The 21,710-nt window shown below is 73.6% G+C and carries 23 protein-coding genes; 8 read left to right on the forward strand and 15 right to left on the reverse strand.

Going from position 1 to position 21,710, the window contains the following annotated elements; all coding sequences use genetic code 11:
* Window positions 1-63 precede the first annotated feature (63 nt).
* Entirely contained in the window at window positions 64-816 is a 753-nt protein-coding gene (locus DWV08_RS10555; RefSeq protein WP_115413743.1) for an SDR family oxidoreductase, read from the reverse strand.
* A gap of 50 nt (window positions 817-866) precedes the next feature.
* Here DWV08_RS10555 and DWV08_RS10560 point away from each other — a divergent pair, with 50 nt between their 5' ends.
* The gene (locus DWV08_RS10560) at window positions 867-1,628 is read left to right on the forward strand and encodes a CPBP family intramembrane glutamic endopeptidase (RefSeq protein WP_115413744.1); all 762 of its coding nucleotides are present in this window, start codon (window positions 867-869) and stop codon (window positions 1,626-1,628) included.
* A gap of 61 nt (window positions 1,629-1,689) precedes the next feature.
* Here the strand turns inward: DWV08_RS10560 and DWV08_RS10565 are convergent, their stop codons facing one another.
* The 10 genes from DWV08_RS10565 to mshD all read right to left on the reverse strand — a co-directional run bounded on the left by DWV08_RS10565 (window position 1,690) and on the right by mshD (window position 11,402).
* Window positions 1,690-2,016, reverse strand: a complete 327-nt coding sequence (locus DWV08_RS10565) for a rhodanese-like domain-containing protein (protein ID WP_115413745.1) — start codon at window positions 2,014-2,016, stop codon at window positions 1,690-1,692.
* 65 nt (window positions 2,017-2,081) lie between these two features.
* Window positions 2,082-3,443, reverse strand: coding sequence for an FtsX-like permease family protein (locus DWV08_RS10570; RefSeq protein ID WP_115413746.1), 1,362 nt, complete (start codon window positions 3,441-3,443; stop codon window positions 2,082-2,084).
* Window positions 3,440-4,255 (reverse strand): ABC transporter ATP-binding protein, encoded by an 816-nt coding sequence (locus DWV08_RS10575; RefSeq protein WP_115413747.1) that lies wholly within the window; start codon window positions 4,253-4,255, stop codon window positions 3,440-3,442. The genes DWV08_RS10570 and DWV08_RS10575 overlap by 4 nt, the downstream gene beginning before the upstream one ends.
* Window positions 4,256-4,446: 191 nt before the next feature.
* The gene (gene pstB / locus DWV08_RS10580; RefSeq protein ID WP_115413748.1) at window positions 4,447-5,232 is read right to left on the reverse strand and encodes a phosphate ABC transporter ATP-binding protein PstB; all 786 of its coding nucleotides are present in this window, start codon (window positions 5,230-5,232) and stop codon (window positions 4,447-4,449) included.
* A gap of 28 nt (window positions 5,233-5,260) precedes the next feature.
* Window positions 5,261-6,427 carry a phosphate ABC transporter permease PstA gene (gene pstA / locus DWV08_RS10585; protein WP_115413749.1) on the reverse strand — a complete coding sequence of 389 codons (1,167 nt, stop codon included), beginning with the start codon at window positions 6,425-6,427 and terminating at the stop codon, window positions 5,261-5,263.
* A gap of 9 nt (window positions 6,428-6,436) precedes the next feature.
* Window positions 6,437-7,399: a phosphate ABC transporter permease subunit PstC gene (pstC, locus tag DWV08_RS10590; protein WP_115413750.1), complete on the reverse strand. Its 963-nt coding sequence runs from the start codon at window positions 7,397-7,399 to the stop codon at window positions 6,437-6,439.
* Between the two features lie 112 nt (window positions 7,400-7,511).
* Window positions 7,512-8,648 carry a phosphate ABC transporter substrate-binding protein PstS gene (gene pstS, locus DWV08_RS10595; protein WP_115413751.1) on the reverse strand — a complete coding sequence of 379 codons (1,137 nt, stop codon included), beginning with the start codon at window positions 8,646-8,648 and terminating at the stop codon, window positions 7,512-7,514.
* Window positions 8,649-8,902: 254 nt separating this feature from the next.
* A complete protein-coding gene (locus tag DWV08_RS10600; RefSeq protein ID WP_115413752.1) occupies window positions 8,903-9,463 on the reverse strand; it encodes a DUF4190 domain-containing protein in 561 nt (186 codons plus the stop codon).
* A 97-nt stretch (window positions 9,464-9,560) separates the two neighbouring features.
* On the reverse strand, window positions 9,561-10,505 hold the full coding sequence (locus DWV08_RS10605) for an NUDIX hydrolase (protein WP_115413753.1): 945 nt from the start codon (window positions 10,503-10,505) through the stop codon (window positions 9,561-9,563).
* 3 nt (window positions 10,506-10,508) lie between these two features.
* Entirely contained in the window at window positions 10,509-11,402 is an 894-nt protein-coding gene (mshD, locus tag DWV08_RS10610) for a mycothiol synthase (protein WP_115413754.1), read from the reverse strand.
* A gap of 180 nt (window positions 11,403-11,582) precedes the next feature.
* On the opposite strand from mshD, the gene DWV08_RS10615 reads away from it, so the two are divergent.
* The 6 genes from DWV08_RS10615 (at window position 11,583) to DWV08_RS10645 (ending at window position 16,579) form a co-directional block, all read left to right on the forward strand.
* Window positions 11,583-12,329 (forward strand): hypothetical protein, encoded by a 747-nt coding sequence (locus DWV08_RS10615; RefSeq protein ID WP_115413755.1) that lies wholly within the window; start codon window positions 11,583-11,585, stop codon window positions 12,327-12,329.
* A 224-nt stretch (window positions 12,330-12,553) separates the two neighbouring features.
* Window positions 12,554-13,183: a heme-binding beta-barrel domain-containing protein gene (locus DWV08_RS10625; protein WP_115413757.1), complete on the forward strand. Its 630-nt coding sequence runs from the start codon at window positions 12,554-12,556 to the stop codon at window positions 13,181-13,183.
* Window positions 13,176-14,294: a CAF17-like 4Fe-4S cluster assembly/insertion protein YgfZ gene (ygfZ, locus tag DWV08_RS10630; RefSeq protein ID WP_115413758.1), complete on the forward strand. Its 1,119-nt coding sequence runs from the start codon at window positions 13,176-13,178 to the stop codon at window positions 14,292-14,294. Before DWV08_RS10625 ends, ygfZ begins: the two co-directional genes overlap by 8 nt.
* A 103-nt stretch (window positions 14,295-14,397) precedes the next feature.
* Window positions 14,398-14,832, forward strand: a complete 435-nt coding sequence (locus DWV08_RS10635; protein WP_115413759.1) for a hypothetical protein — start codon at window positions 14,398-14,400, stop codon at window positions 14,830-14,832.
* 46 nt (window positions 14,833-14,878) lie between these two features.
* Window positions 14,879-16,192 carry an FUSC family protein gene (locus tag DWV08_RS10640; RefSeq protein ID WP_115413760.1) on the forward strand — a complete coding sequence of 438 codons (1,314 nt, stop codon included), beginning with the start codon at window positions 14,879-14,881 and terminating at the stop codon, window positions 16,190-16,192.
* A gap of 69 nt (window positions 16,193-16,261) precedes the next feature.
* Window positions 16,262-16,579, forward strand: a complete 318-nt coding sequence (locus DWV08_RS10645) for a DUF2516 family protein (RefSeq protein ID WP_115413761.1) — start codon at window positions 16,262-16,264, stop codon at window positions 16,577-16,579.
* Window positions 16,580-16,723: 144 nt separating this feature from the next.
* Here DWV08_RS10645 and fbaA read toward each other — a convergent pair whose 3' ends face one another.
* The 4 genes from fbaA to DWV08_RS10665 form a co-directional block, all read right to left on the reverse strand.
* Window positions 16,724-17,749 carry a class II fructose-bisphosphate aldolase gene (gene fbaA, locus DWV08_RS10650; RefSeq protein WP_115413762.1) on the reverse strand — a complete coding sequence of 342 codons (1,026 nt, stop codon included), beginning with the start codon at window positions 17,747-17,749 and terminating at the stop codon, window positions 16,724-16,726.
* Between the two features lie 211 nt (window positions 17,750-17,960).
* Entirely contained in the window at window positions 17,961-18,662 is a 702-nt protein-coding gene (locus tag DWV08_RS10655; RefSeq protein ID WP_115413763.1) for a TrmH family RNA methyltransferase, read from the reverse strand.
* Window positions 18,663-18,977: 315 nt separating this feature from the next.
* Entirely contained in the window at window positions 18,978-19,577 is a 600-nt protein-coding gene (locus DWV08_RS10660) for an orotate phosphoribosyltransferase (RefSeq protein ID WP_115413764.1), read from the reverse strand.
* A gap of 87 nt (window positions 19,578-19,664) precedes the next feature.
* Complete coding sequence (locus DWV08_RS10665; protein ID WP_115413765.1) at window positions 19,665-20,513, reverse strand: SDR family NAD(P)-dependent oxidoreductase; 849 nt, start codon at window positions 20,511-20,513, stop codon at window positions 19,665-19,667.
* Between the two features lie 137 nt (window positions 20,514-20,650).
* Here DWV08_RS10665 and DWV08_RS10670 point away from each other — a divergent pair, with 137 nt between their 5' ends.
* A complete protein-coding gene (locus DWV08_RS10670) occupies window positions 20,651-21,451 on the forward strand; it encodes an exodeoxyribonuclease III (protein WP_115413766.1) in 801 nt (266 codons plus the stop codon).
* Window positions 21,452-21,710 lie beyond the last annotated feature (259 nt).

Raw genomic sequence — 21,710 nt, forward strand, 5'->3', positions numbered from 1 at the left:
CGGGGCCTCCCCCGGCCCGGGGCCGACCACGCCGCGGCCCGCTCGGCGGGGCGGCCGACGGGCTCAGCCGATCGCGCGCGGCCGGATCTCGAGGCTGGAGATCACGGCCTCGGCCGGGGCGTGCAGCGCGTAGGCGATCGCCGCGGCGACGCTGGCGGGGCGCAGGTACTTCTCGGCCTCGTACTGGCCCTGCTCCGCGGCGCGCAGCTCGTGCTGCATGTCGGTGTCCACCCGTCCCGGGTGCACCGAGCTGACCCGCACCCCGTGCCCGGCCTCCTCCTGGCGCAGGGCGTCGGTCCAGGCGCGCAGCGCGAACTTCGAGGCGGAGTACGCGCCCCGCTCCCCCGTGGAGGTGTAGCCGGAGCCCGAGTTCACCGCCACCACGGTGCCGCGCGCGGTGCGCAGCGCGGGAAGCAGCAGCCGTGTCAGCTCGGAGACCGCCGTGACGTTCACGGCGAAGTTCCGCTCCCAGTCCGCCACAGAGAGCTCCTCGACGCCGCCGTTCACGAGGATCCCGGCGGCGTGCACCAGCCCGGCCAGCCCGTGCGGGAGCTCGAGGCCCTCGACCGCGGCGGCGAGCGCCTCGTGGTCGGTAAGATCGGCGACGACGGGGCGGGCCGACGGCAGCGCCGCGGCGAGGGCGTCCAGCGCGGCCTCGTCCCGCCCGGCCAGCAGCAGGTGGTGGTCCTCGGCGAGCAGCTCGGCGGTGGCGCGGCCGATGCCGCGGTTCGCGCCGGTGACGAGCACGGCGGGGCGGGAGGCGGCGGAGGACGGTGCGGCGGTGGAGGTCGCGGTCTCGGCGGAGGGGGAGGTCATGGCCTCGAGTCTGCCAGAGTCCCGCCGGGCGCCGGTGAGAGCATGGGCCGATGGAGACCATGACCCCGAGCCGGCGCTGGCTGCGCGCCGAGGTGCTGATCGTGCTCGCGCTCTCGCTGGGGCGCAGCGCCGTCTACTCGCTGCTCGCGCTGGCGCAGGCGCTCGCGGCCGGTCCGCTCTCGGGGCAGACCACGGCGCTGAACTCCTCCCTGCGGGAGAACCCCTGGCTGGACCTGCTCCACCAGCTGCTCTCGATCGCCTTCACCCTGGCGCCGGTGGCCCTGGTGCTGCTCCTGCTGGCCCTCACCGCCGGGTCGCTGCGCCAGGCGCTGGCGGATCTGGGACTGGACCTCGCCCGGCCCGGCCGGGACCTGCTGCACGGCGTGCTGCTGGCGGCCGGGATCGGGCTGCCGGGCCTGGCGGTGTACTACCTGGGCCGGGTTCTGGGGATGACGGTGGAGGTGGTCCCCGCGGCGCTGGACACCCACTGGTGGACGGTGCCCGTGCTGGTGCTGCACGCGCTGAAGAACGCGGTGCTCGAGGAGGTGATCGTGGTGGGGTACCTCTACCAGCGGCTCGAGCGCCTGGGCTGGTCGCCGCGGCGGATCCTGCTCGCCTCGGCGCTGCTGCGCGGCGCGTACCACACCTATCAGGGGGTGGGGCCGGGGCTCGCGAACCTCGTGATGGGGCTGGTGTTCGGCGAGTGGTACCGCCGCACCCGGCGCACGATGCCGCTGGTCATCGCGCACACCCTGCTGGACGTGGTGGCGTTCGTGGGCTACGCGCTGCTGCGGGACGTGCTCGGGCTGTGAGCGGCGCGCGGGCCGGGCGCGACGCGCACGCCGTGAACGGTCCGCGGAGGCTGAGCGGGCCTCAGAGGATGAACGCCTCGCCGTCCCCGTCGGCCTCGATCGGCAGCCCGGACTCGAACCACTGATCCATCCCGCCGCCCACGTTGATGGCCTCGAAGCCGTTGGCGTTCAGCCACTGGGAGACCTGGAAGGAGCGGCCCCCGGTGCGGCAGACGATGTACAGCGCGGCATCGTCCTCCGGGAGCTGCTCGAGGTTCTCGAGCAGGGAGCTGGCGGGCAGGTGCTGCGCCGCGGGGGCATGGCCCGCGTCCCACTCGCTCTGCTCGCGCACGTCGATGAGATGGGCGCCCTCGGGCACCTCCTGCGGGGAGACGGTCTCGACATCCATGCCGCCAGCGTACCGGCCGTCCCGTCGCGCAGCACTCCCGCTCCCCCGCCGCGCGGCGCCCCGGCTCATGCGCCGCGCAGCGCATAGCGGCGCACCAACGGGGAGCCGACGAGCACCGCCGCGATCACCAGCAGGTAGGCACCGAGCACGCTGGCGAGGTACTGGACGGCGACCTGCGGGTCGTCCGGGGCGCCGCCGAGCACGGCCACCACCACCAGCAGGGCGGTGAACGTGGCGAGCACGGAGCTGAGCAGCACGGGCAGCACGATCTCGACGATCCGTGCCCGGTGCAGCTGGCCCACCTGCGCACCGGCGACGTGCTGGGCGCGCAGCAGCGGCGCCTGGTCGATGACGCGGGCGGTCTGGGTCACGCCCGTGCTCACCGCGGCGAGCACGGCGGCGATCCCGAGGGTGAGCAGCCCGCCGGTGGACAGGGCGGTGGCCATCATGAGGTCCTCCTCGCCGCGGAACCCGTCTCCGCGGGTGAGCAGGGCGAGGACCGTGAGGAAGCCCGCGATCACGAGCGCGAAGGTGATCCCGGAGACGGCACGCCACCCGGCCTTCGGAGCAGCGGCGAGCCGCCTGGCCCCGACCAGCAGCGAGGGCACGGGCGCCACGCGCGCGGCGAGCAGGGCGAGGGCCCACACCAGGTACGGGCCGACGAGGTTCACGGCGGCGACGACCGCGCCGATGAAGAGGATCATCACGGCGATGAACACCATCCCGTCGGCGATCGGCCCCAGCAGCACCGAGCCGAGCTGCGCGACGAGGAGGAAGGCGACGACCAGCACCGCCCAGCTCACCACGCGCATCACGGACATCCGCACGGTGCGGGAGCTGCGGGCGACGCCCAGCGGGCTGAGGACCACGCCGAGGAGCGAGACGGCCGCGGAGCCCGCGGCGAGCAGCACCATCCCGAGGACCAGCAGCGGGTAGGCCCACCAGGGCATGAGCAGGTCCGCGGTGGTGAACGGGGTGATCCCGAAGTCCAGCGCGGTCAGCGGCGGGGTCACCAACAGGTGCAGCACCACGCCGAGGAGACCGCCGAGGAGGGCCTGCGCGGCGACGTCGAGCACTGCGACGGCGCCGACCTGCCCGGCGGTGCCGCCCACCAGACGGATCGTGGCGAGGTCCTGCTCGCGCCGGGCCAGCGAGAGCCTCGCCGCGGAGCCGCCGAGGCCGACGGCGCTCGGGATCAGCAGCACGGAGGCGACCATCGCGCACGAGACCAGGAACGGGATCAGCGAGGCCTCGCCGGTGGCCACGGACCCGCTCCCGTCGGGGAGGCGGCCGACGAAGGCGGCGGCACCGCCGATGACGGTGCCGGTGATCGCGGTCGCGGCGGCGAAGGCGAGGACGGGCAGCACGTCGGCGAGGGCGCCGCGGCGGCGCAGCAGCAGCGGGGCGGAGGCGAGCAGGGCGTTCATCGGGCGGCCCCGCTCGCCCGGGTCGCGGCCTGCGGGGTGCCGGGATGCTGCGCCTCGGGGCGCACGTACTCACGGGCGATGAGACCGTCGCGCATCGCGACGGTGCGCCGGCAGACGGCGGCGACCTTCGCATCGTGCGTGACCATCACCAGGCTCGCCCCGGTCTCCAGGCACGAGTCCACGAGGGTGCTCAGCACGGCCTGGCCGGTCTCCTGGTCCAGGGCGCCGGTGGGCTCGTCGGCGAAGACGACCGAGGGCCGTCCGGCGAGGGCGCGGGCGACGGCGACGCGCTGCGCCTGCCCGCCGGAGAGCTGGCCGGGGCGACGCTCGTGCATGCCCGCCAGACCCAGCCGGTCCAGCCGGCTGCGCGCCTCGGAGGTCGCGGCGCGGCGCGAGGTGCCGCCGAGCATCCGCGGCAGGATGACGTTCTCCAGCGCCGTGAGCTCCGGCAGCAGCTGGCCGTCCTGGAAGACGAAGCCGAAGTCGCTGCGGCGCAGCAGGGTGCGGCGCTTCTCGCCGAGGGCGGCGAGGTCGCGGCCGTCCAGGTGCACGGTCCCGGAGGTCGGTGCGAGGATCCCGGCGAGCACGTGCAGCAAGGTGGTCTTCCCGCAGCCGGAGGGACCCATCACGGCGAGCGAGTCACCGCGATGCAGATCGAGGTCGACGCCGTCGAGCGCGCGCGTCGCGGTCTCGGAGGTGCCGTAGGTGCGGGTGAGGGCGCGAGCGCTGAGCAGCGGGGGTCTCGGCGCGGGGTGCGCGGCGGGTCGGGGGTGCGGTGCGGCGGATGCTGCGGCGGCGGGTGCGAATGTCATGCCCCCACGATCCGTCGCCCTCCGTGGGCGGCGCGTCCCCCTCGGGAGCGGTCCTGCTTCGGCGCCGTCCGCCCTGGGGTGGACGTGCCCGTCGGCCCCCGTCCCCCTCCCGGACGACGCGGCGCCGGGCCCGGGAGCAGGTCCCGGGCCCGGCGCAGCGTGGGCCGGCGGCGGCGGTGCGCCCGCGACGCTCAGCCGAAGCGGCCGGAGATGTAGTCCTCGGTCTGCTTGTTGGAGGGGTTGGTGAAGATCGTGTCGGTGTCGTCGATCTCGATGAGGTGGCCGGGCTTGCCGGTGCCGGCGATGTTGAAGAAGCCGGTGCGATCCGAGACGCGGGAGGCCTGCTGCATGTTGTGCGTGACGATCACGATCGTGTACTCCTCCTTCAGCTCGTGGATGAGGTCCTCGATCGCGAGGGTGGAGATCGGGTCCAGCGCGGAGCACGGCTCGTCCATGAGGACCACCTCGGGCTTCACCGCGATGGTGCGGGCGATGCACAGGCGCTGCTGCTGCCCGCCGGAGAGACCCATGCCGGGCTTGTCCAGGCGGTCCTTGACCTCGTTCCACAGGTTCGCGCCCCTGAGCGCGCTCTCCACCAGCTCGTCCGCACTGGACTTCGAGATGCGGCGGTTGTTGAGCTTCACGCCGGCGAGCACGTTGTCTCGGATCGACATGGTGGGGAACGGGTTCGCCTTCTGGAACACCATGCCCACGCGGCGACGCACGTTGACCGGATCGACCTTCGGGTCGTAGATGTCCTCGCCGTCGATCTCCACCTTGCCCGTCGCGTACGCGCCGGGGATCACCTCGTGCATCCGGTTCAGGGTGCGCAGGAAGGTGGACTTGCCGCAGCCGGAGGGGCCGATCAGCGCGGTCACGGAGCGGGGCCGGATCTGGACGTCGACGCCCTCCACGGCGAGGAAGTCGCCGTAGTAGATGTTGAGGCCTTCGACGGTGATGGGCTGGGGCGCTGCCATCAGGAGTCCTTTCGCGAGGGGATCCGGCTCAGCGGCTGAGCTTCGGGGAGAAGTAGTGGCTGACCATGCGGGCGACGATGTTCAGGATCATCACGATGACGATCAGGGTGAAGGCGGCGGCCCAGGCGCGATCGATGTTCGTGGAGATCGAGCAGGCGTACACCTCCTGGTTGATCGGATTGGTGACCGTCTCCGACATGCAGTTCGCGTTGCCGTTGCGGTACTGCTGGTTGATGAACGTGGGCAGCGTGGCCATGCGGCCGTCGAACATGCTCCAGTTCACCGAGGTGACCATGCCGACCGTGAGCAGCAGCGGCGCGGTCTCGCCGATCACGCGCGCGATCGCGAGGGTGACGCCGGTGGTGAGGCCCGCGATCGCGGTGCGCAGCACCACCTTGACGATGGTGAGCCACTTGGGCACGCCGAGCGCGTACGCGGCCTCGCGCAGGTCCATCGGGACCAGGCGCAGCATCTCCTCGCTGTTGCGCACCACGGTGGGGATCATCAGCAGGCTCAGCGCGACCGCGCCCATGATGCCCATGCGCACGCTCTGATCGGGCATGAACGCGATGAACAGGGCGAGACCGAACAGGCCGGCGACGATCGAGGGGATGCCGGTCATGACGTCCACCAGGAAGGTGACGCCGCGGCCCAGGGTGCGCTTCCAGCCGGTGTGCGCGTACTCCACCAGGAAGATCGCGGTGAACAGGCCCACCGGGACCGAGATCAGCGAGGCCCACAGGGTGATCAGCAGGGTGCCCACGATCGCGTGGAACACGCCGCCGGCGTCCGCGCCGCCGATGATACCGGACATGTCGTTGGTCCAGAACGCGAACGGCGTGGGCTTGGCGGCGAACACGCGCACCATGCCGCGCGCCACCACCGACCACAGCAGCGACAGCAGCGGGAACATCGAGATCGCGAACGCGCCGATGACCAGCAGGGTCATGAGCCGATCGGTGGCCCAGCGCGGGCCCTCGCGCAGCAGCGAGTAGCCCCAGCCGAACAGCAGATGGAGGACGAAGCCCAGCAGGATGGCGCTCGGGATGGTGAGCGCGCCGGCGATGGACAGCACGGCGACGGCGACCAGCAGGCCGGCGAGGCCGGTGAAGACCAGGTGGTACCAGGGCAGGCGGCGCTCGCTGCGGGGGCGCTGCACCGAGGAGCGAGTCTGCTCGGGGGTGGTGGTGCTCATGGGGACCTCTCAGCTCTTGGGGCCGCTGCGGGCGACGATCCACCGGGCGATGGCGTTGATGATGAACGTGAGCACGAACAGCACCAGGCCGGTGAAGATGAGCAGGGACATGTCGACGCCGGAGGCCTCGGCCTGCCGGGAGGCGATGCTGGCGGCGATCGAGTTGTGCCGGCCCACCTCGAGGATGTGCAGGGAGAAGGTCGCGCCGGGCGCGAGGATCATCAGCACGGCCATGGTCTCGCCGAGCGCGCGGCCCAGGCCCAGCATCGACGCGGCGACCACGCCGCCGCGGCCGAAGGGCAGCACCACGGTGCGGATGGTCTCCCAGCGGGTGGCGCCCAGGGCGAGCGCCGCCTCCTCCTGCAGGCGCGGGGTCTGCAGGAACACCTCGCGGGAGACCGCCGTGATGATCGGCAGGACCATCACGGCGAGCACCACGGAGGCGGAGGCCAGGTTGCGCATCGGGGCGGTGGGGTCGCCGGCGAACAGCGGGATCCAGCCGAAGTAGGTGTTGAGGAAGACGTACAGCGGCTCGAGCTTGGGCACCAGCCACACCCCGCCCCACAGGCCGTAGACGACCGACGGCACCGCGGCCAGCAGGTCGATCATGTAGCCCAGCCCGGCGGCCATGCGGCGCGGGGCGTAGTGCGAGATGAACAGGGCGATGCCCACCGCGACCGGGATCGCGATGAGCAGCGCGATCGCGGCGGCCAGCACGGTGCCGTAGACGAGCGGCAGCGCGTACTCGACCAGGGAGAACTCGGCGGTGCCGGTGAACTCCTGGCTCGCCACGACGGCCGGCATCGACTCGGTGGTGAGGAAGATCGCCACAGCCGCGAGGGTAACGAAGATGAGGAGCCCGGAGCCGACGCTCAGGGCGGAGAACAGCGAGTCGCCGAATCGGCGGCCGCTCGACGACAGGCCGGCGGGCCGGGTCTGCGCCGCGTCCGTGTCGGCGTCAGTGGAGCTCATGGGGACCTTCCTCAGTGTTCACGGGTGCCGCAGGGGGTGGGGGCCGGGGGCCGCGACGGCGGCGTCGCCGGGCCGTCGGGGCCCGGCGACACCGCGCCGTGAGGGAATGGGATCAGCCGACGGTGATGCCGTCGATCGCGGCCTGCGCCTCGGTGCGCAGCTCCTCCGAGATCGGGGCGGAGCCCGCGGCCTCGGCGGCCGTGTTCTGGCCCTCCTCGGAGACGATGTAGGACGCGTACGCCTTGACCGCCTCGCCCTCGGCGGAGTCGGCGTAGGAGCCGCACAGCGCGAGGTAGGAGATCAGGACGATCGGGTAGACGCCCTCCTCGGTGGTGGTGCGGTCGAGCTCCACGACGATGTCGTTCTCCTCGCGGCCCTCCTCGCGCGGGGAGACGTCCACGGCCTTGGCGGCGGCCTCGGCGCTGTACTCGACGAACTCCTCGCCCACCTGGATGGAGGCGGTGCCGAGGTTGCCGGCCTGGGAGGCGTCGGCGTAGCCGATGGTGCCGTTGCCGCCCTCGACCGTGGAGATCAGGCCGGAGGTGCCGTCACCGGACTGGCCGCCGTCGATGGGCCAGGTCTCGATGGGGCCGTGGGTCCAGGCATCGGGAGCGGTCTCGGAGAGGTACTCGGTGAAGTTCTCGGTGGTGCCCGAGTCGTCCGAGCGGTGCACCGGGACGATGTCCAGATCGGGGAGGTCGACGTCCGGGTTGTGCTCGGCGATCGCCTCGTCGTTCCAGGTGGTGATGTCGCCGGCGAAGATGCCGCCGATGACCTCGGGGGTGAGGTTCAGCGAGTCGATGCCCTCGAGGTTGAACACCACGGCGATCGGGGAGATGTAGATCGGCAGGTCGAAGGCCTGGGTGTCGTTGCACTGCTCGGCGGAGGCGGCGAGCTCCTCCTCGTCCAGAGCGGCGTCGGTGCCGGCGAACTTCACCTGGCCGGAGAGGAACTGCTCACGGCCGGTGCCGGAGCCGGTGGGGTCGTAGGTGACCGTGAGGTCGCCGCCCTCGGCCTGCACGAGGCCCATGAAGGACTCGGTCCACGCGGTCTGGGCGTTCTGCGCGGAGGAGGCGCCGGAGCCGGCAAGGTTGCCGGAGAGCTCGGCGTAGCCGCCGGCGCTCATGCCGCCGCCGTCGGAGGAGCCGGAGCCGGTGGTGGTCTCGGAGCCGCCGCAGGCGGTGAGCGCGAGGCCGCCGACGAGTCCGAGCGCGGCGAGCGAGACGAGCTTGTTCTTGCGAACGTTCACTGCGTGTCCTTTCGGGGCCCTGGGCCCGGAAGCTGTGCTGCTGGGGAACTGACAGCGGGGACGCTAAGGAGGGCAGGTGACTGCGCACCCGCTCGGGCGTGAACAGCAGGTGAACTCCCCGCTCGCAGGGATGAACACGCAGGTGGGAGTGTGGATACGATCAGGTCACAGCGCGCTCCGGGTCACGCCCGAGTGGTCTGGGACACCGTGGCGGGGCCACAGGGGTGGTGCCGGGCGGGCGGCGACGGACGAGGTCACGCACCCGCGGCGGTGGCGATCGCCGCGATGATGATCACCGCCACGTAGGCGAGGATGAACAGCAGCGGGATCAGCCCGATCAGCGAGGTCACCAGCCCGGCGATCGCCAGCCCCCGGCCGGAGCGGGCCGTGGCCGCCTCCGGCCCGGTCTCCTTCATCCCCTTGGCCGAGAACCAGATCCCGAACGGCGCGGTGAGGCCGGCGCACATGGTCAGGGCCAGCACTCCCAGCACGAGACCGGCGGTGGCCGCGCCGGAGCTCGGGGGCACCGGCGCGAAGCCGCCGTACTGCGGACCGCCGGACGGCGGTGCACCGTACGGGGCGCTCCCGGCCTGGGCGGGCGCGGCGTACGGGCTCGGTGCGGTGCCGTGGCCCGAGGCGCCGCTCTGCGGCGCGCCGAACACGGGGCCGAACCCGTCGGCCTCCTGCGGGCGGGCGGCGTACGGATCCGCCGAGGCGGAGGAGCCCTGCTCCACCGCGTACGGGTCCTGCCCGTCGGCCCACCGCCCGGGCCCGTCCCGATGCTCCTGGAATCCTCCGCCGTATCCGCTGCTCATGCGTGCTGTCCCCTGTTCGTGCTCGTGTCGTCCCTCGGGCGCGGAGCCGTGCGCCCCGTCGCCTGCTGGCCTCTCCCCGCTCTCGGCGGGATGCTCCTCATCCGATGTTCGGCAGGTGCCGCTCCACCGCGACCACGGTGCCTCCGGCCGTGGTGTGCAGCAGCAGCGCCTCGCCCGCGGCGAGGAACGGATCCTCCCGCGGCAGCTCGAGCGCCGCCCCCTGCCGCGCGGCGTCCTTCACGGCGGCGATCACCGTGGGCAGCACCGGGCGGTGGGTGCACACCACCGTGGGCCGCGCCTCGGTGAGCACGCGCGCGATCACCGCGGCGGTCTTCGCAGGCTGCTCGGCGTGCCCGGCCTCGGTGAGCTCCTCCTTGGTGCGCACCTTGAGCCCCTCGCTGCGCGCGAGCGGCTCGACGGTGGCGCGGCACCGCTCCCACGGGCTGCTCAGCACGCTCGCCGGGTCGAAGGCGTCCAGCAGCGGCGGCAGCGCCCGCGCCTGCTTCTTCCCCTTGCCGTTCAGCGGGCGGGAGGCCTCGCCCTTGCGCCACTTGGCACGGGACAGCGCGGCGCCGTGGCGCTGGATGATGATCGGCACCGTCGCCAGCTCCCCCGCCTCCCGGAAGCGGCGCAGCGCGGCCAGCGGCACCTGGTCGGACTGCCGGGTCACGATCCGCTCGGCCTCCTCCAGCGGCACCCAGCGCACCTCGTCCACCTCGCCGTGGTCCTGGGGCCCGGGGGCGATCGTCGCCCGCACCGTCGCCGTCCAGTACTGCACGATCTTGGTGCGGCCGTCCGGGAGCAGGTACACCGAGGCCGGCAGCGGGCGCTGCAGCCGCACCCGGCAGCCGGTCTCCTCGGCCACCTCGCGCACCGCGGCGGCGGGGAACGTCTCGCCCTTGTCGAGCTTGCCCTTGGGGATCGACCAGTCGTCGTAGCGCGGGCGATGGATCAGCAGCACCTGCAGCTGCTCGCCCTTCTCGCGCCAGGTGAGGGCGCCGGCGGCGAGGACGGGCGGCGGCTTCCCGGGGGCGACGCGCACCGCTCAGCCCCGTCCCGCCGCGCGCATCTGCACGTCACGGCCCACGATCTCGAAGCCCCAGGTCTCGTACAGGCGCAGCGCCGCGGTGTTGTCCGATTCCACGTACAGCTCCGCGCCGGGCGCCCCGTCCTCGCGCAGGCGCGTGAGCGCGGTGGCCAGCAGCACGCCGGCCACGCCGTGCCCCTGCACCGACGGGTCGGTGCCCACCACGTACACCTCCGCCGCGGCGGACGTGTCCCCCGGGTGCTCGCGCTTGAGCCAGACGAAGCCCACCAGCTCCTCGTCCCGCAGCGCGACGTGCATGTCCGCCGGGTCGAACCAGGGCTGGGCGAGGCGCTGGTCGAGATCCGCGCGGGTGAGCGTGCCCTGCTCGGGGTGGGAGGCGAAGGCGCGCGCGTTCACCTCGACCCAGCGCGCGGCGTCACGTGCCGCGTCGAAGGTGTCCAGGCGCAGACCGGGAAGGTCCGAGGCGGGCACCGCCGGGAGCGCCGGCCCGGTACCGAGGGAGCGGTGCAGCGTGAGCAGGCGGCGGGTCTCCTCGAGCCCCGCGCTCGCGAGGAAGGCGAGGGAGCCCTCGAGCGCGCCGTGCGCCCACACGCCCGCATCGGGGCGCAGGGCGAGCACCTCGCGCAGCAGCGCGGTGCCGTGCCCTCGGCGGCGATGGTCGGGGTGGACCATGCCTTGCACGGTCCCGTCGGCGAGCACGCTCGCATAGCCGATCAGGTCCTGCTCCTCGGCGCCCGGCGCCCAGCGCAGCAGATGCCGGTCCGTCCCGCCCTCGAGGGCGAGCACGGCCGCCTCGTCCAGCGGGGAGACGCCGTCGTGCGCGGTCGCGGCGTCGAGCAGTGCGCGCACCGCGGCGCGGTGCGCGCCGGTCGGCGCGGCAGTGGAGTTCATGGGGTCCTTCCGGGGCTCTGGGGGCGCGATCCGTCCCGCCCGCCGCGGCGTCTGGACGGGCCGGTCGTGGGGAACGAGTATGCCGCCACCAGCGGGCACTCGTAGACTGCCACTGTAGCGCCCGGCGACCACGCCCCGTCGGCGCGGCCCGTCACCGGATTCGACAGCGAGGGAGGCCCAGTGACCGTCCCCGAGCGCGCCCCTCTCGGAGCAGCCCTCGCACTGCTGCTGGCCGTGGTCTCGCTCACCGGGACGCTCGCCCCCGTGCTCACCGCCGTCGTGGTGGGCGTGCTCGGGATCCTGATCGGCATCGCCTGGCCCAGCCTGCTGGAACTGCCCGCCGCGGGCGGCACCCGCGCCGTGGTGGCGGGCACCGGCGTGCTCGGGGCGATGGTCGCGGTGCTGGTGCCGGAACGGCTCACCCCGGTCGCTGCGGTGGTGATGGTGTGCGCGCTGGGGGTGTTCGCCTCGTTCGTGCAGCAGATGCTGCGCAGGGAGCGGCGCGAGCTCACCGAGTCCCTCACCGGCACCGTGGCGGGCGTGTTCGTCTCCGGGATCGCCGCGAGCTGGGTGATCGCACAGACCGCCGCGGCCGCGCAGAGCAGCGGAGCGCTCCCGGCCTCGATCGCGACGGGCCTGGCCGCGACCCTCCTGCTGGGCTCCACCCCGCTGCCCGCCCGGGCGCGGTTCGTCGTCTCCGTGCTCGGCGGCGCCGCCGTCACCGCGGTGCTCGCGGTGCTGCTGCTGGGCTGGTGGTGGCTGCCCGCGGCGACCGTCGGCCTGGTCACCGCGGTGGGTGCGAGCTGCGCCCACCTGCTCACCGGCTCCTCGCTGGTCTCGCGGGAGCCGCTCCCCTCGCTCGCGGTGGCGGCGGTGCCGGTGGCGACCGTCGGGGTGGTCGCGCACCTCGCCGTGCTGCTGTTCTGAGCGTCCCCGCCGCCGTCCCGAGGGCCCCTGCCGGGCCGGGTGAGGGCGCCCACGCCGGGCTCGACACCGCCCCTGCCCGTGCCGCCGGGACGATAGACTCGCGGCCATGACCGCCATGTCCCTGTTCTTCATCGCCCTCGTGATCCTGGTGGGCGTGGGCACGCTCGCCTTCGCCGTCCTGGTGCTGTCCCGCCTGTTCGACCGCTGAGCGTCCTGCGGCACCGATGCCCATCACGCTCGACACCTCCCTCCCGGAGTCGCTGTACCCCCTCGCCTGGCTGATCGGCAGCTGGGAGGGCAGCGGCGCCCTCAGCGGCGCCGGCGACGCCCCGGACGCCCGCCTCGAGCAGCAGCTGGTCTGCACCGCCCGCGAGGACGGCGCGCTCGACTGGCGGTCCACGATCCACCGCATCGACGCCCCCGCGCCGCTGCCGCCCACCAGCGCCTTCGCCCGGGACGTCGAGTCCCCGCCCGCGCCGTCGGGCACCGGCGAGCGCACCCTGCTGCACCGCGAGGACGGCGTGTGGACCGTGGGCGAGCTGCTGCCGGGCCAGGACCGCGCCGCCGCCGAGGCCGCCCGTCCCGGCGCCCCGGAGGGCTTCCTCTCCCACCGGCTCACCGCACAGCTCACCCGTCGCGGCGAGCAGGCCGAGCACTGGGCCGGCGAGGTGCGCGGCCCCCGCATCCAGCTCGCCCTGGCCGACGGCGCCGGCGAGGTGGTCGCCACCCGCATGCTGGGCTACATCAGCGGCCGGCTGATGTGGCTGTGGGAGCGCCGCGGCCCCGTCGCGGACGGCGCCCCCGGCGAGACCGCCCTGTCCCCCTACCTCTCTCTGGAGCTGCATCGTGTCTGATCCCGTCCGCACCGTCCGACCCCTCCGGCACGAGGGCGCGGTGCCGGGAGAGGGGCCCGACGCCGCGGTCCCCGCGCACTACGGCGCCCCGCTGCGCGAGCAGCGGCACCTGCTGGACGGCACCGCCGTGGTGGACCTGGGGCACCTGGAACTGCTGGAGGTGCGCGGCGCCGACGCCCGCAGCTGGATGACCACGGTGAGCACCCAGGTGCTGACCGGCACCCCCGTGGGCACCTCCTCCTCGCTCGCGGTGCTCTCCCCGCGGGGTCGGGTCGAGCATCTCGCCTCCGCCGTGGTGCTCGACGAGGACGCCCTGCTGCTGATCACCGATCCCGGCGCCCGGGCCGGGCTGCGCGGCTACCTGGAGATGATGCGCTTCGCGGCACGGGTGGAGCTCACCGATCGCGATGACCTGCGGGTGCTCGGGGGCCTCTCCCCCGCTGCCGCGGCGCTGCCGGACCTGGACCTGCCCACCCCCGTCGCCGTGTGGGACGAGCCCTGGCCGGAGGTCGCGCCGGGCGGTGTCGCCTACGGCCCCGCTCCCGAGGATCCCGTGCGCCCGGTGCTCACCGTGCTTGAGGCGGCGCCGCTGGCGCAGCGGCCCTGGCGGGCCGCGCACCTGGCCGGGATGAGCTCCTGGGAGGCGCTGCGGATCGCGAACCATCGCGCCCGCTTCGTGTGCGAGGTGGACGAGCGCAGCATCCCCCACGAGCTCGACCTGCTGCGCACCGCGGTGCACACCGAGAAGGGCTGCTACCGCGGGCAGGAGACGGTCGCGAAGGTGCTCAACCTGGGCCAGCCGCCGCGGCGCCTGGTGATGCTGCACCTGGACGGCTCGCAGGACATGCCGGTCCCCGCGGGGGGCGAGGTGCGCCTGGACGGGCCCGACGGCAAGGTGATCGGCGCCGTCACCTCCGCCGCGCTGCACGCGGACCTGGGCCCGATCGCCCTGGCCGTGGTGCGCCGCGCGGTGCCGCTGGACGCGGCGCTGTCGGTGCAGGTCCCCGTGGGCGAGGGCGAGGACGCGGGATCGCTGTGGATCGACGCCGCGCAGGAGCCGATCGTGCTGCCGCGCGAGCACGGGGAGCGCCCCGCCACCGCCAAGCTCTGACCCTCCCGGGCCCTGCCGCTCCACGCCCCGCACACAGCACCTGCACGCCGCCGCCGGGCCGTACGCCTCGTGCCGGCCCCGCGGAGCTGGAAGAATGGCGGCCATGACAGCGCAGGGCGAGCAGCAGGAGTGGATCCGGCACCGCCGGGAGGCGGTCGAGGCCAAGGAGAGGGCGCTGCGTGCGGCGCGCGAGGCCGAGCACGAGCAGGCCACCGCGATGATCCGGGAGGCGGTCGCGCGCTTCGAGGAGGCGGGGATCGCGCCCGTGCCGCTGCGGGCGCGCCCGTACCGGGGCGGCGGCACGCTGCGCACCTCCCTGATGGGCTGGTACCTCAAGCATGATCGCTCTCTCGCCGTGGACCGCGAGGCCCGCTTCTACGTGATGCGCGCCGAGGGCGGGCTGTTCGCCCGGATGCGCGGCGTCACCCCGGCGCCGGGGCATGCTCCGCTGATCGTGGGGCGCGGTGCGCGCGACGGGGACACCTTCCGGCTCGAGGAGCTGCTGGAGAGGCGGCTCCAGGACCCGGTGACGGCATGAGCGCCGCCGCGCCGCAGCGCGCCGCCCGGCCCGAGGGGGCACGGCCGTGAGCGGGGCGGGTCCGCGCCGGGCCCCGTCCACCGCGACCTCCGCCATCCCGCTCGTGGACAGGGCGCGCGGCGCGATCGGCGAGTGGTTCACCGAGGGTCTCTCCCGCGGCCGCGGGGATGCGCTCACGGTGGGGCGCGCCGCCCTCGCCGCCGCCCTGGCCTATCTGGTGAGCGGGCTCCTGTGGAACCACGAGTACCCGTTCTTCTCCTCCATCGTCGCGTTCATCATCATCGGCTTCGGCATCGAGAAGAAGATGCGCAAGATCGTGGAGATGTCCTGCGGGGTGATGCTCGGGGTGCTGCTGGGGGAGCTCGCCCGCGGCCTGCTGGGCGCCGGGACCTGGCAGATCCTGGTGATCGTGTTCTGTGCGGGGATGCTCGCGCGGCTGATCGACTCCAGCAACCTGTTCGGCTTCCAGGTGGCGATCCAGTCGCTGCTGGTGATGATCATGCCCGTCACCCCCACGATGACCCCGGGAGGGCGGGCGCTGGACGCGATCACCGGTGTGAGCGTCGCGATCGTGGTGCATCTGCTGCTCTCCGGCGATCCCCGCCGACTGCAGTCGCGGGCCGCCGCCTCGTTCTACCGCGAGCTCGAGGGCACGCTGGTGAACCTCGCCCTCGCCGCCCGCAGCGGGGACCGCGCGGTGGCGCAGGCGGCGCTGAAGAAGCTCCGCGACGTCTCCCAGAAGTACACCGACGAGTGGAAGCTCGCCAACGACGTCGCGAACGAGATCGCCACCTTCGCCCCCTCCGGGCTGCGGCACGCGGACGACGTGTCCCGCCTGCAGCACCTGCTGGTGGGCTCCGACCGGGCGATGCGCAACGCGCGCGTGATCGCCCGGCAGGAGACGGACTTCCTCGAGGCGGTGCGCGGGGACGCCCACTCCGCCCTGGCCGATGCGCTGCTCGCGGCGCGCGATGCCGTGCAGGAGCTCGCCACCGCCGTCTCGCACGAGGACGTGGACTTCACCGCGGCGCGCCGGCAGCTGCGACTGTTCAGCTCCTACCTCACGCCGGAGATGCTGCTGCGCAACGACGAGGGGAAGCGGCCCGGCCGCGCCGGACACTTCGAGGGCGTCACCCTCACCATCCAGCTGCGCTCCCTCGCGATCGACTTGCTGCAGGCCACCGGGCTCAGCGCCTCCGAGGCGAAGCGGTTCCTGCCCAGCCTGGTGGTGGCGGCCGACGGCGACGCGATCGGGCCCCGCCCGATGACGGTGGAGATGCGCACGCTGGAGCCGCAGGCCACCACCGAGGCGCTCGAGCTGCTGATCACCGACCGCTCGGATCCCGACCGCCGGCGGTGAGAGGGCGCGCCGGGGCGCCGGCGCGCGCCGCTGGGGGATCCGTCCAGGCGCGGCCCGTATCCTGTGCGGATGATCGCCCTCATCCAGATGTGGATCTTCCTCGTCCTCGCCGTGGCCCTGCTGGCCGTGGAGGTCTGGGCCCTGATCAACGCCCTGCGCTTCCGTGCCGACGCCTACACCGCCGCCGACAAGCGCTCGAAGGTGTTCTGGGGCGTGCTCACCGGGGTCGCGGTGCTGCTGGGTTTCCTGTCCCTCCCCTACCCGCTGGGCCGCGGGAGCAACATGCTGTTCATGCTCGCGGGCGTGATCATCGCCGGCATCTTCCTGGCGGACGTGCTGCCCGCGCTGAAGCGCGTGATGGGCCGCGCCGCCGGCAACCGCTGGTGACCTCCCGCTGACCGCCGTCGCGCGGACCCCGCGCGACCCTCGCGCGCCCGACGAACGGCCCCGACGACGACGGAACCCCGGAGCCGAGGCTCCGGGGTTCCGTCACGTGCGGGCGCTGCTCAGCGGCAGCTCACAGCCCGTCGCTCAGGCGTGGGTACCGGCCGAGCGGAGGTTCTGGCAGGCCTCGACGACGCGGGCGGCCATGCCGGCCTCGGCCTTCTTGCCCCAGGCGCGGGGGTCGTAGGCCTTCTTGTTGCCGACCTCGCCGTCGACCTTCAGCACGCCGTCGTAGTTCTCGAACATGTGCGAGACCACGGGGCGGGTGAAGGCGTACTGGGTGTCGGTGTCGATGTTCATCTTGATGGTGCCGTAGTCCAGCGCCTCGGAGATCTCCTGCTCGGTGGAGCCGGAGCCGCCGTGCATGACCAGGTCGAAGGGGCGCTCCTTGCCGTACTTCTCGCCGACGACCTTCTGGATGTCGTCGAGGACCTTCGGGCGCAGCTTCACGTTGCCCGGCTTGTACACGCCGTGCACGTTGCCGAAGGTGAGGGCGGTGAGGTAGCGGCCGCGCTCGCCCAGGCCGAGCTTGGCGGCCGTCTTCAGGCCGTCCTCGGGGGTGGAGAAGAGCTTGTCGTTGGAGACGTTCGCCTCGACGCCGTCCTCCTCGCCGCCCACGACGCCGACCTCGATCTCGAGGATCTTCTTGGCCGCGACGGACTTCTCGAGCAGACGCTCGGCGATCTCGAGGTTCTCGTCGACCGGCACGGCCGAGCCGTCCCACATGTGGGACTGGAACAGCGGGTCCAGGCCCTTCTTCACGCGGTTCTCGAGATCCCACTCGATCAGGGGCTCCACCCAGGTGGGCAGGACCTCCTTGGCGCAGTGGTCGGTGTGCAGCGCGACGTTGATGGGGTAGTTCTTGGCCACCGCGTGCACGAACTCGGCCAGCGCCAGCGAACCGGCGACGCGGTCCTTGACGGTGGAGCCGGAGAGGTACTCGGCACCGCCGAAGGACACCTGGATGATGCCGTCGGAGTTGGCCTCGGTGAAGCCCTGCAGCGCGGCGATCGCCGTCTGGGAGCTGGAGACGTTGACGGCGGGGTAGGCGAACTTGCCGGCCTTGGCCCGATCGATCATCTCTGAGTACTGATCCGGGGTGACGACTGCCATGGGGCATTCTCCTTCGCTGACGCAGTGGGCGACGGCCCGCGGTGCACCGCACCGCACGGGGCCGTCCGATCGTGCCCATTGTTCCACAGCGCCCCGCCCCGGCCGCGGCCGACGGTCCCTCGTGGACAGCGCCCCGCGCTGCCCTGCGCCGGGCCGGTCGGCGCCGGCGCCGCCGACCGGCTCGGCGACGGCGCGCCGCGGTGGAGCCCGGTCAGCGCAGGGGCCCGGTGGGGATCTCGGCGTGCTGCAGCACCCAGGCGTGCATCGCGATCGCCGCCGCCGCGGCCACGTTGAGCGAGCGGGTGGAGCCGAACTGGGTGATGCCCACGACGAGGTCCGCGGCGGCGAGGATCTCGGGGCTCACGCCGGGGCCCTCCTGCCCCACCACCAGCAGGGCGTCGTGCGGGAGTCGCACGTGCTCGAGGGGCTGGGCGCCCGGCACGAGGTCGATCGCGACGAGCGGGCGTCCCTCCTCGCGAGCCCAGGCGATGAGGTGGGCGGCGTCGGGGTGGTGGATCTCGTGCTGGTAGCGGTCGGTGACCATCGCGCCGCGGCGGTTCCAGCGGCGCCTGCCCACGATGTGGAAGGCGCCGACGGCGAAGGCGTTCGCGGTGCGCACCACGGAGCCGATGTTGGCGTCGTGCTCGAGGTTCTCGATCGCGACGTGCAGCGGGTGGCGGTGGCGGTCGAGCTCGGCCACGATCGCCTCGCGGCGCCAGTAGCGGAAGCGGTCCTCGACGTTGCGGCGGTCGCCGTGCGCGAGCAGCTCGGGGTCGAGATGCTCGCCCTCGGGCCACGGCGCCGGATGGGGGCCCACGCCCACCTCGCGGCGCGGGGCGCGCTCCTCGGCTCCGCCGTCCGGGGCGTCGCGGGTCCGGGGCGTGCCCGCCGGGGCCCGATCAGCGGCGTTCATGCGAGGCTCCTGAGGCGGTCGGGGCAGATGGAGAGGGCGGCCGGGCACCGGGTCCTCAGCGCCGCCCCATGCTACGCGGCGCCGCACCGGCGGGTGAGCGTCCAGTCACCTCCACGTCCCCGCAGGACGTATCGTTCTCCCTGTTCACAGCGCAGTCGGGGGCTGCTCTGTGCGCATGACGCCCACCCCTGGAGCGGGGCTCCGCTCCGATCCGCGCAGCGGCGGGCCTGGTTCCTCACCGGTTGCCGGCAGGGCACCGTCGGCTCCTGCGGCACCGTCGCCGTCCCGGAGGTGGGAGGGGAGGTCGACGGGCCGTCAGATCTCCAGCTCGGAGATGTCGTACGCGGCGAGGTAGCGGTGCCCGGCGGCCTCGACCGCGGCGCGGGAGGCGTCGGAGCGGTGCACGATCACCGCGACCGCAGCGATCTCCGCCCCGCCCTCGGTGAGCGCCTCGCAGGCGGTGAGCACGCTGCCGCCGGTGGTGGAGGTGTCCTCGACGGCGACCACGCGCCGCCCGGTCACGTCCGGACCCTCGATGCGTCGCTGCAGGCCGTGGGCCTTGTTCGCCTTGCGCACCACGAAGGCGTCCAGCGGGGCGGCGGCGGGGTCGGCCGCGGAGGCGTGCAGGATCGAGGTGGCCACCGGGTCCGCGCCGAGCGTCAGCCCGCCCACGGCCTCCACGCCGGGCACCAGGCCCTCGCGGCGCAGCAGGTCCAGCATCACCCGGCCCACCAGCGGGGCGGCCTCGTGGTGGAGGGTGATGCGGCGCAGATCGACGTAGTGATCGGCCTCGGCGCCGGAGGAGAGCACCACGTGCCCGCGCACCACGGCGAGGTCTCGGATCAAGACGCGAAGGCGCTCGCGGGCGTCCTCGATCGGCAGGTCACGGGCGGGGGCGGGAGAGGTGCCGGGCATGCGGTCAGGGTACTTCACGCCCGCCCGACGCTCGGCACCCGCTGCTCACCCGTCGGGGCGGGGCCGCCGCCCGTCGGGGCGGGGAGCTCAGCTCCCGTCCTCCCGCTGCCAGGGGGCGTGGAGGGTGCGGCGGGAGGCACGGCGCAGGGAGCGCTGCACGGACCTGGCCTGCAGGCGCCGGTACCAGTCCGGCGAGGTGAGGGCGCGCACCAGGGGGCGCGGCGCGATGCGGGAGAACTCCCCCGCGGTGCGGTACTTCACCGAGGGGATCGAGAGCACGGCCCCCTTGGCGGTGTCCTTCAGCGCCTGCTCGACCACGTACGGGGCCTTCAGCCAGGTGATGCGGGGCATCCCCTCCATGGACATGGAGGCGCGCTCGTGGAACTCCGTCTGCACGAAGCCGGGCAGCAGCGCGGTGGCGGTCACCCCGGTGCCCTGCAGCTCCATCGCCAGCGACTCGGTGAACACGGTGACCCAGCTCTTCGAGGCGGCGTAGGGGCCGGCGGTGGTGTACCCGGCCAGGGAGCTGACGTTGAGGATCGCGCCGCGGCGGCGCTGCACCATGGTGCGGGCGGCGGCGTGGGAGAGCACCAGCACGGCGCGCATCAGGGTGTCCATCTGCGCCTCGTGGTCCTCCACGCCGATCTCGAGGAAGCCGCCGCGCAGCCCGTAGCCGGCGTTGTTGACCAGCAGGTCGATGCGGTCCACCGGGTCGGTGAGCCGCAGCGCGACCTTCTCGAGCTGGGCGCGGTCGGCGAGATCGGCCGGGAGCACTTCGACCTGCACCCGGTGCACGTCCCGGATCTGCTCGGCGACGGCGCGCAGGCGGTCCTCGTCGCGGGAGACCAGCACCAGGTCGTGGCAGGTCCCGGCCAGCTGCCAGGCGAATTCGAGGCCCAGCCCAGAGGTCGATCCGGTGACGAGTGCGCGCGCCATCGTCCGAGTGTACGACGGCGCCGACGGCCCGGCGCGCAGGGGCGCCACCTGCGCGGGAGCCGGCCCGCAGACGGCACCGCGGCGAGGCCCCGCGGGGGCGGCACCGCGGCGGGCGGCGTCCCCGTAGGATCGGCCCCATGCGCATCGCGACCTGGAACATCAACTCGCTCCGCGCCCGGATGGATCGGGTGCTCGCCTTCCTGGAGCGGCACGACGTGGACGTGCTGGCCCTGCAGGAGATCAAGGCCAAGCCCCCGCAGCTGGACCTCGCGGCGCTGGAGCAGGCCGGCTACGAGGTGGCCGCCCACGGCCTGAACCAGTGGAACGGGGTGGCGCTGCTCTCCCGCGTGGGTCTGGCCGACGTGCGCACGGAGCTGCCGGGCGTGCCCACCTGGCCCCAGGACGAGACCGGCGTGGTCGAGGCACGGGCGCTGAGCGGCGTGGTGGGCGACGGCCTGCGGATCTGGTCGCTGTACGTCCCCAACGGCCGCGAGCTCGAGCACCCGCACTACGGGTACAAGCTGCGCTGGCTGGAGGCGCTGCGGGCGGAGGGGGCCCGGGAGCTGGCCGAGTCCGCGCAGTCCCGCACGGCGTTCGTGGGCGACTTCAACGTCGCCCCGTTCGACGAGGACGTGTGGGACATGGAGTTCTTCGCGGACAAGACCCACGTCACCCCGCCGGAGAGGGCCGCCTTCCAGGCCGTGGTCGAGGCGGGCTACGCCGACGTGGTGCGCCCGGACCATCCGGGACCCGGCGTGTACACCTACTGGGACTACCAGAAGCTCCGCTTCCCGAAGAAGGAGGGGATGCGGATCGATTTCGTGCTCGGCTCCCCCGCTGTGCAGTCCGCGGTGACCGGCTCGTTCATCGACCGCGAGGAGCGCAAGGGCAAGGGCGCCTCGGACCATGCGCCCGTGGTGGTGGATCTGGAGTTCTGAGGCTCGGGGCCCGGGGCCGCGGCGCCGGGCCCGGCAGGCGCCGGGCCGCGCCGTGGGGGCCTGGGTGCCGCACCGGGGGCCTGGGTGCCGCGCCGGCACCCGTCGGCGGCACCTGTCGACGGCGCGCACGGCGTCGATCGCAGATTGTCGCGCACAGAATGGAGCGGCGCTGCGATCTCTCGCCGCGCCGCTCCCGACGATCCCTCTGCATCGGGATCAGGCGTACACGTGGTGTGGCTGCGGTGGCGCTGTCAACGCC

The sequence above is a fragment of the Brachybacterium saurashtrense genome (genome assembly GCF_003355475.1).
In the GTDB taxonomy this organism is placed as follows: Bacteria; Actinomycetota; Actinomycetes; order Actinomycetales; family Dermabacteraceae; genus Brachybacterium; species Brachybacterium saurashtrense.

Coding starts and splice junctions, on each gene's coding strand:
- DWV08_RS10555 (WP_115413743.1), bottom strand. CDS start 816: ATGACCTCCCCCTCCGCCGAGACCGCGACCTCCACCGCCGCACCGTCC.
- DWV08_RS10560 (WP_115413744.1), top strand. CDS start 867: ATGGAGACCATGACCCCGAGCCGGCGCTGGCTGCGCGCCGAGGTGCTG.
- DWV08_RS10565 (WP_115413745.1), bottom strand. CDS start 2,016: ATGGATGTCGAGACCGTCTCCCCGCAGGAGGTGCCCGAGGGCGCCCAT.
- DWV08_RS10570 (WP_115413746.1), bottom strand. CDS start 3,443: ATGAACGCCCTGCTCGCCTCCGCCCCGCTGCTGCTGCGCCGCCGCGGC.
- DWV08_RS10575 (WP_115413747.1), bottom strand. CDS start 4,255: ATGACATTCGCACCCGCCGCCGCAGCATCCGCCGCACCGCACCCCCGA.
- pstB (WP_115413748.1), bottom strand. CDS start 5,232: ATGGCAGCGCCCCAGCCCATCACCGTCGAAGGCCTCAACATCTACTAC.
- pstA (WP_115413749.1), bottom strand. CDS start 6,427: ATGAGCACCACCACCCCCGAGCAGACTCGCTCCTCGGTGCAGCGCCCC.
- pstC (WP_115413750.1), bottom strand. CDS start 7,399: ATGAGCTCCACTGACGCCGACACGGACGCGGCGCAGACCCGGCCCGCC.
- DWV08_RS10600 (WP_115413752.1), bottom strand. CDS start 9,463: ATGAGCAGCGGATACGGCGGAGGATTCCAGGAGCATCGGGACGGGCCC.
- mshD (WP_115413754.1), bottom strand. CDS start 11,402: ATGAACTCCACTGCCGCGCCGACCGGCGCGCACCGCGCCGCGGTGCGC.
- DWV08_RS10625 (WP_115413757.1), top strand. CDS start 12,554: ATGCCCATCACGCTCGACACCTCCCTCCCGGAGTCGCTGTACCCCCTC.
- DWV08_RS10635 (WP_115413759.1), top strand. CDS start 14,398: ATGACAGCGCAGGGCGAGCAGCAGGAGTGGATCCGGCACCGCCGGGAG.
- DWV08_RS10645 (WP_115413761.1), top strand. CDS start 16,262: ATGATCGCCCTCATCCAGATGTGGATCTTCCTCGTCCTCGCCGTGGCC.
- fbaA (WP_115413762.1), bottom strand. CDS start 17,749: ATGGCAGTCGTCACCCCGGATCAGTACTCAGAGATGATCGATCGGGCC.
- DWV08_RS10655 (WP_115413763.1), bottom strand. CDS start 18,662: ATGAACGCCGCTGATCGGGCCCCGGCGGGCACGCCCCGGACCCGCGAC.
- DWV08_RS10660 (WP_115413764.1), bottom strand. CDS start 19,577: ATGCCCGGCACCTCTCCCGCCCCCGCCCGTGACCTGCCGATCGAGGAC.
- DWV08_RS10665 (WP_115413765.1), bottom strand. CDS start 20,513: ATGGCGCGCGCACTCGTCACCGGATCGACCTCTGGGCTGGGCCTCGAA.
- DWV08_RS10670 (WP_115413766.1), top strand. CDS start 20,651: ATGCGCATCGCGACCTGGAACATCAACTCGCTCCGCGCCCGGATGGAT.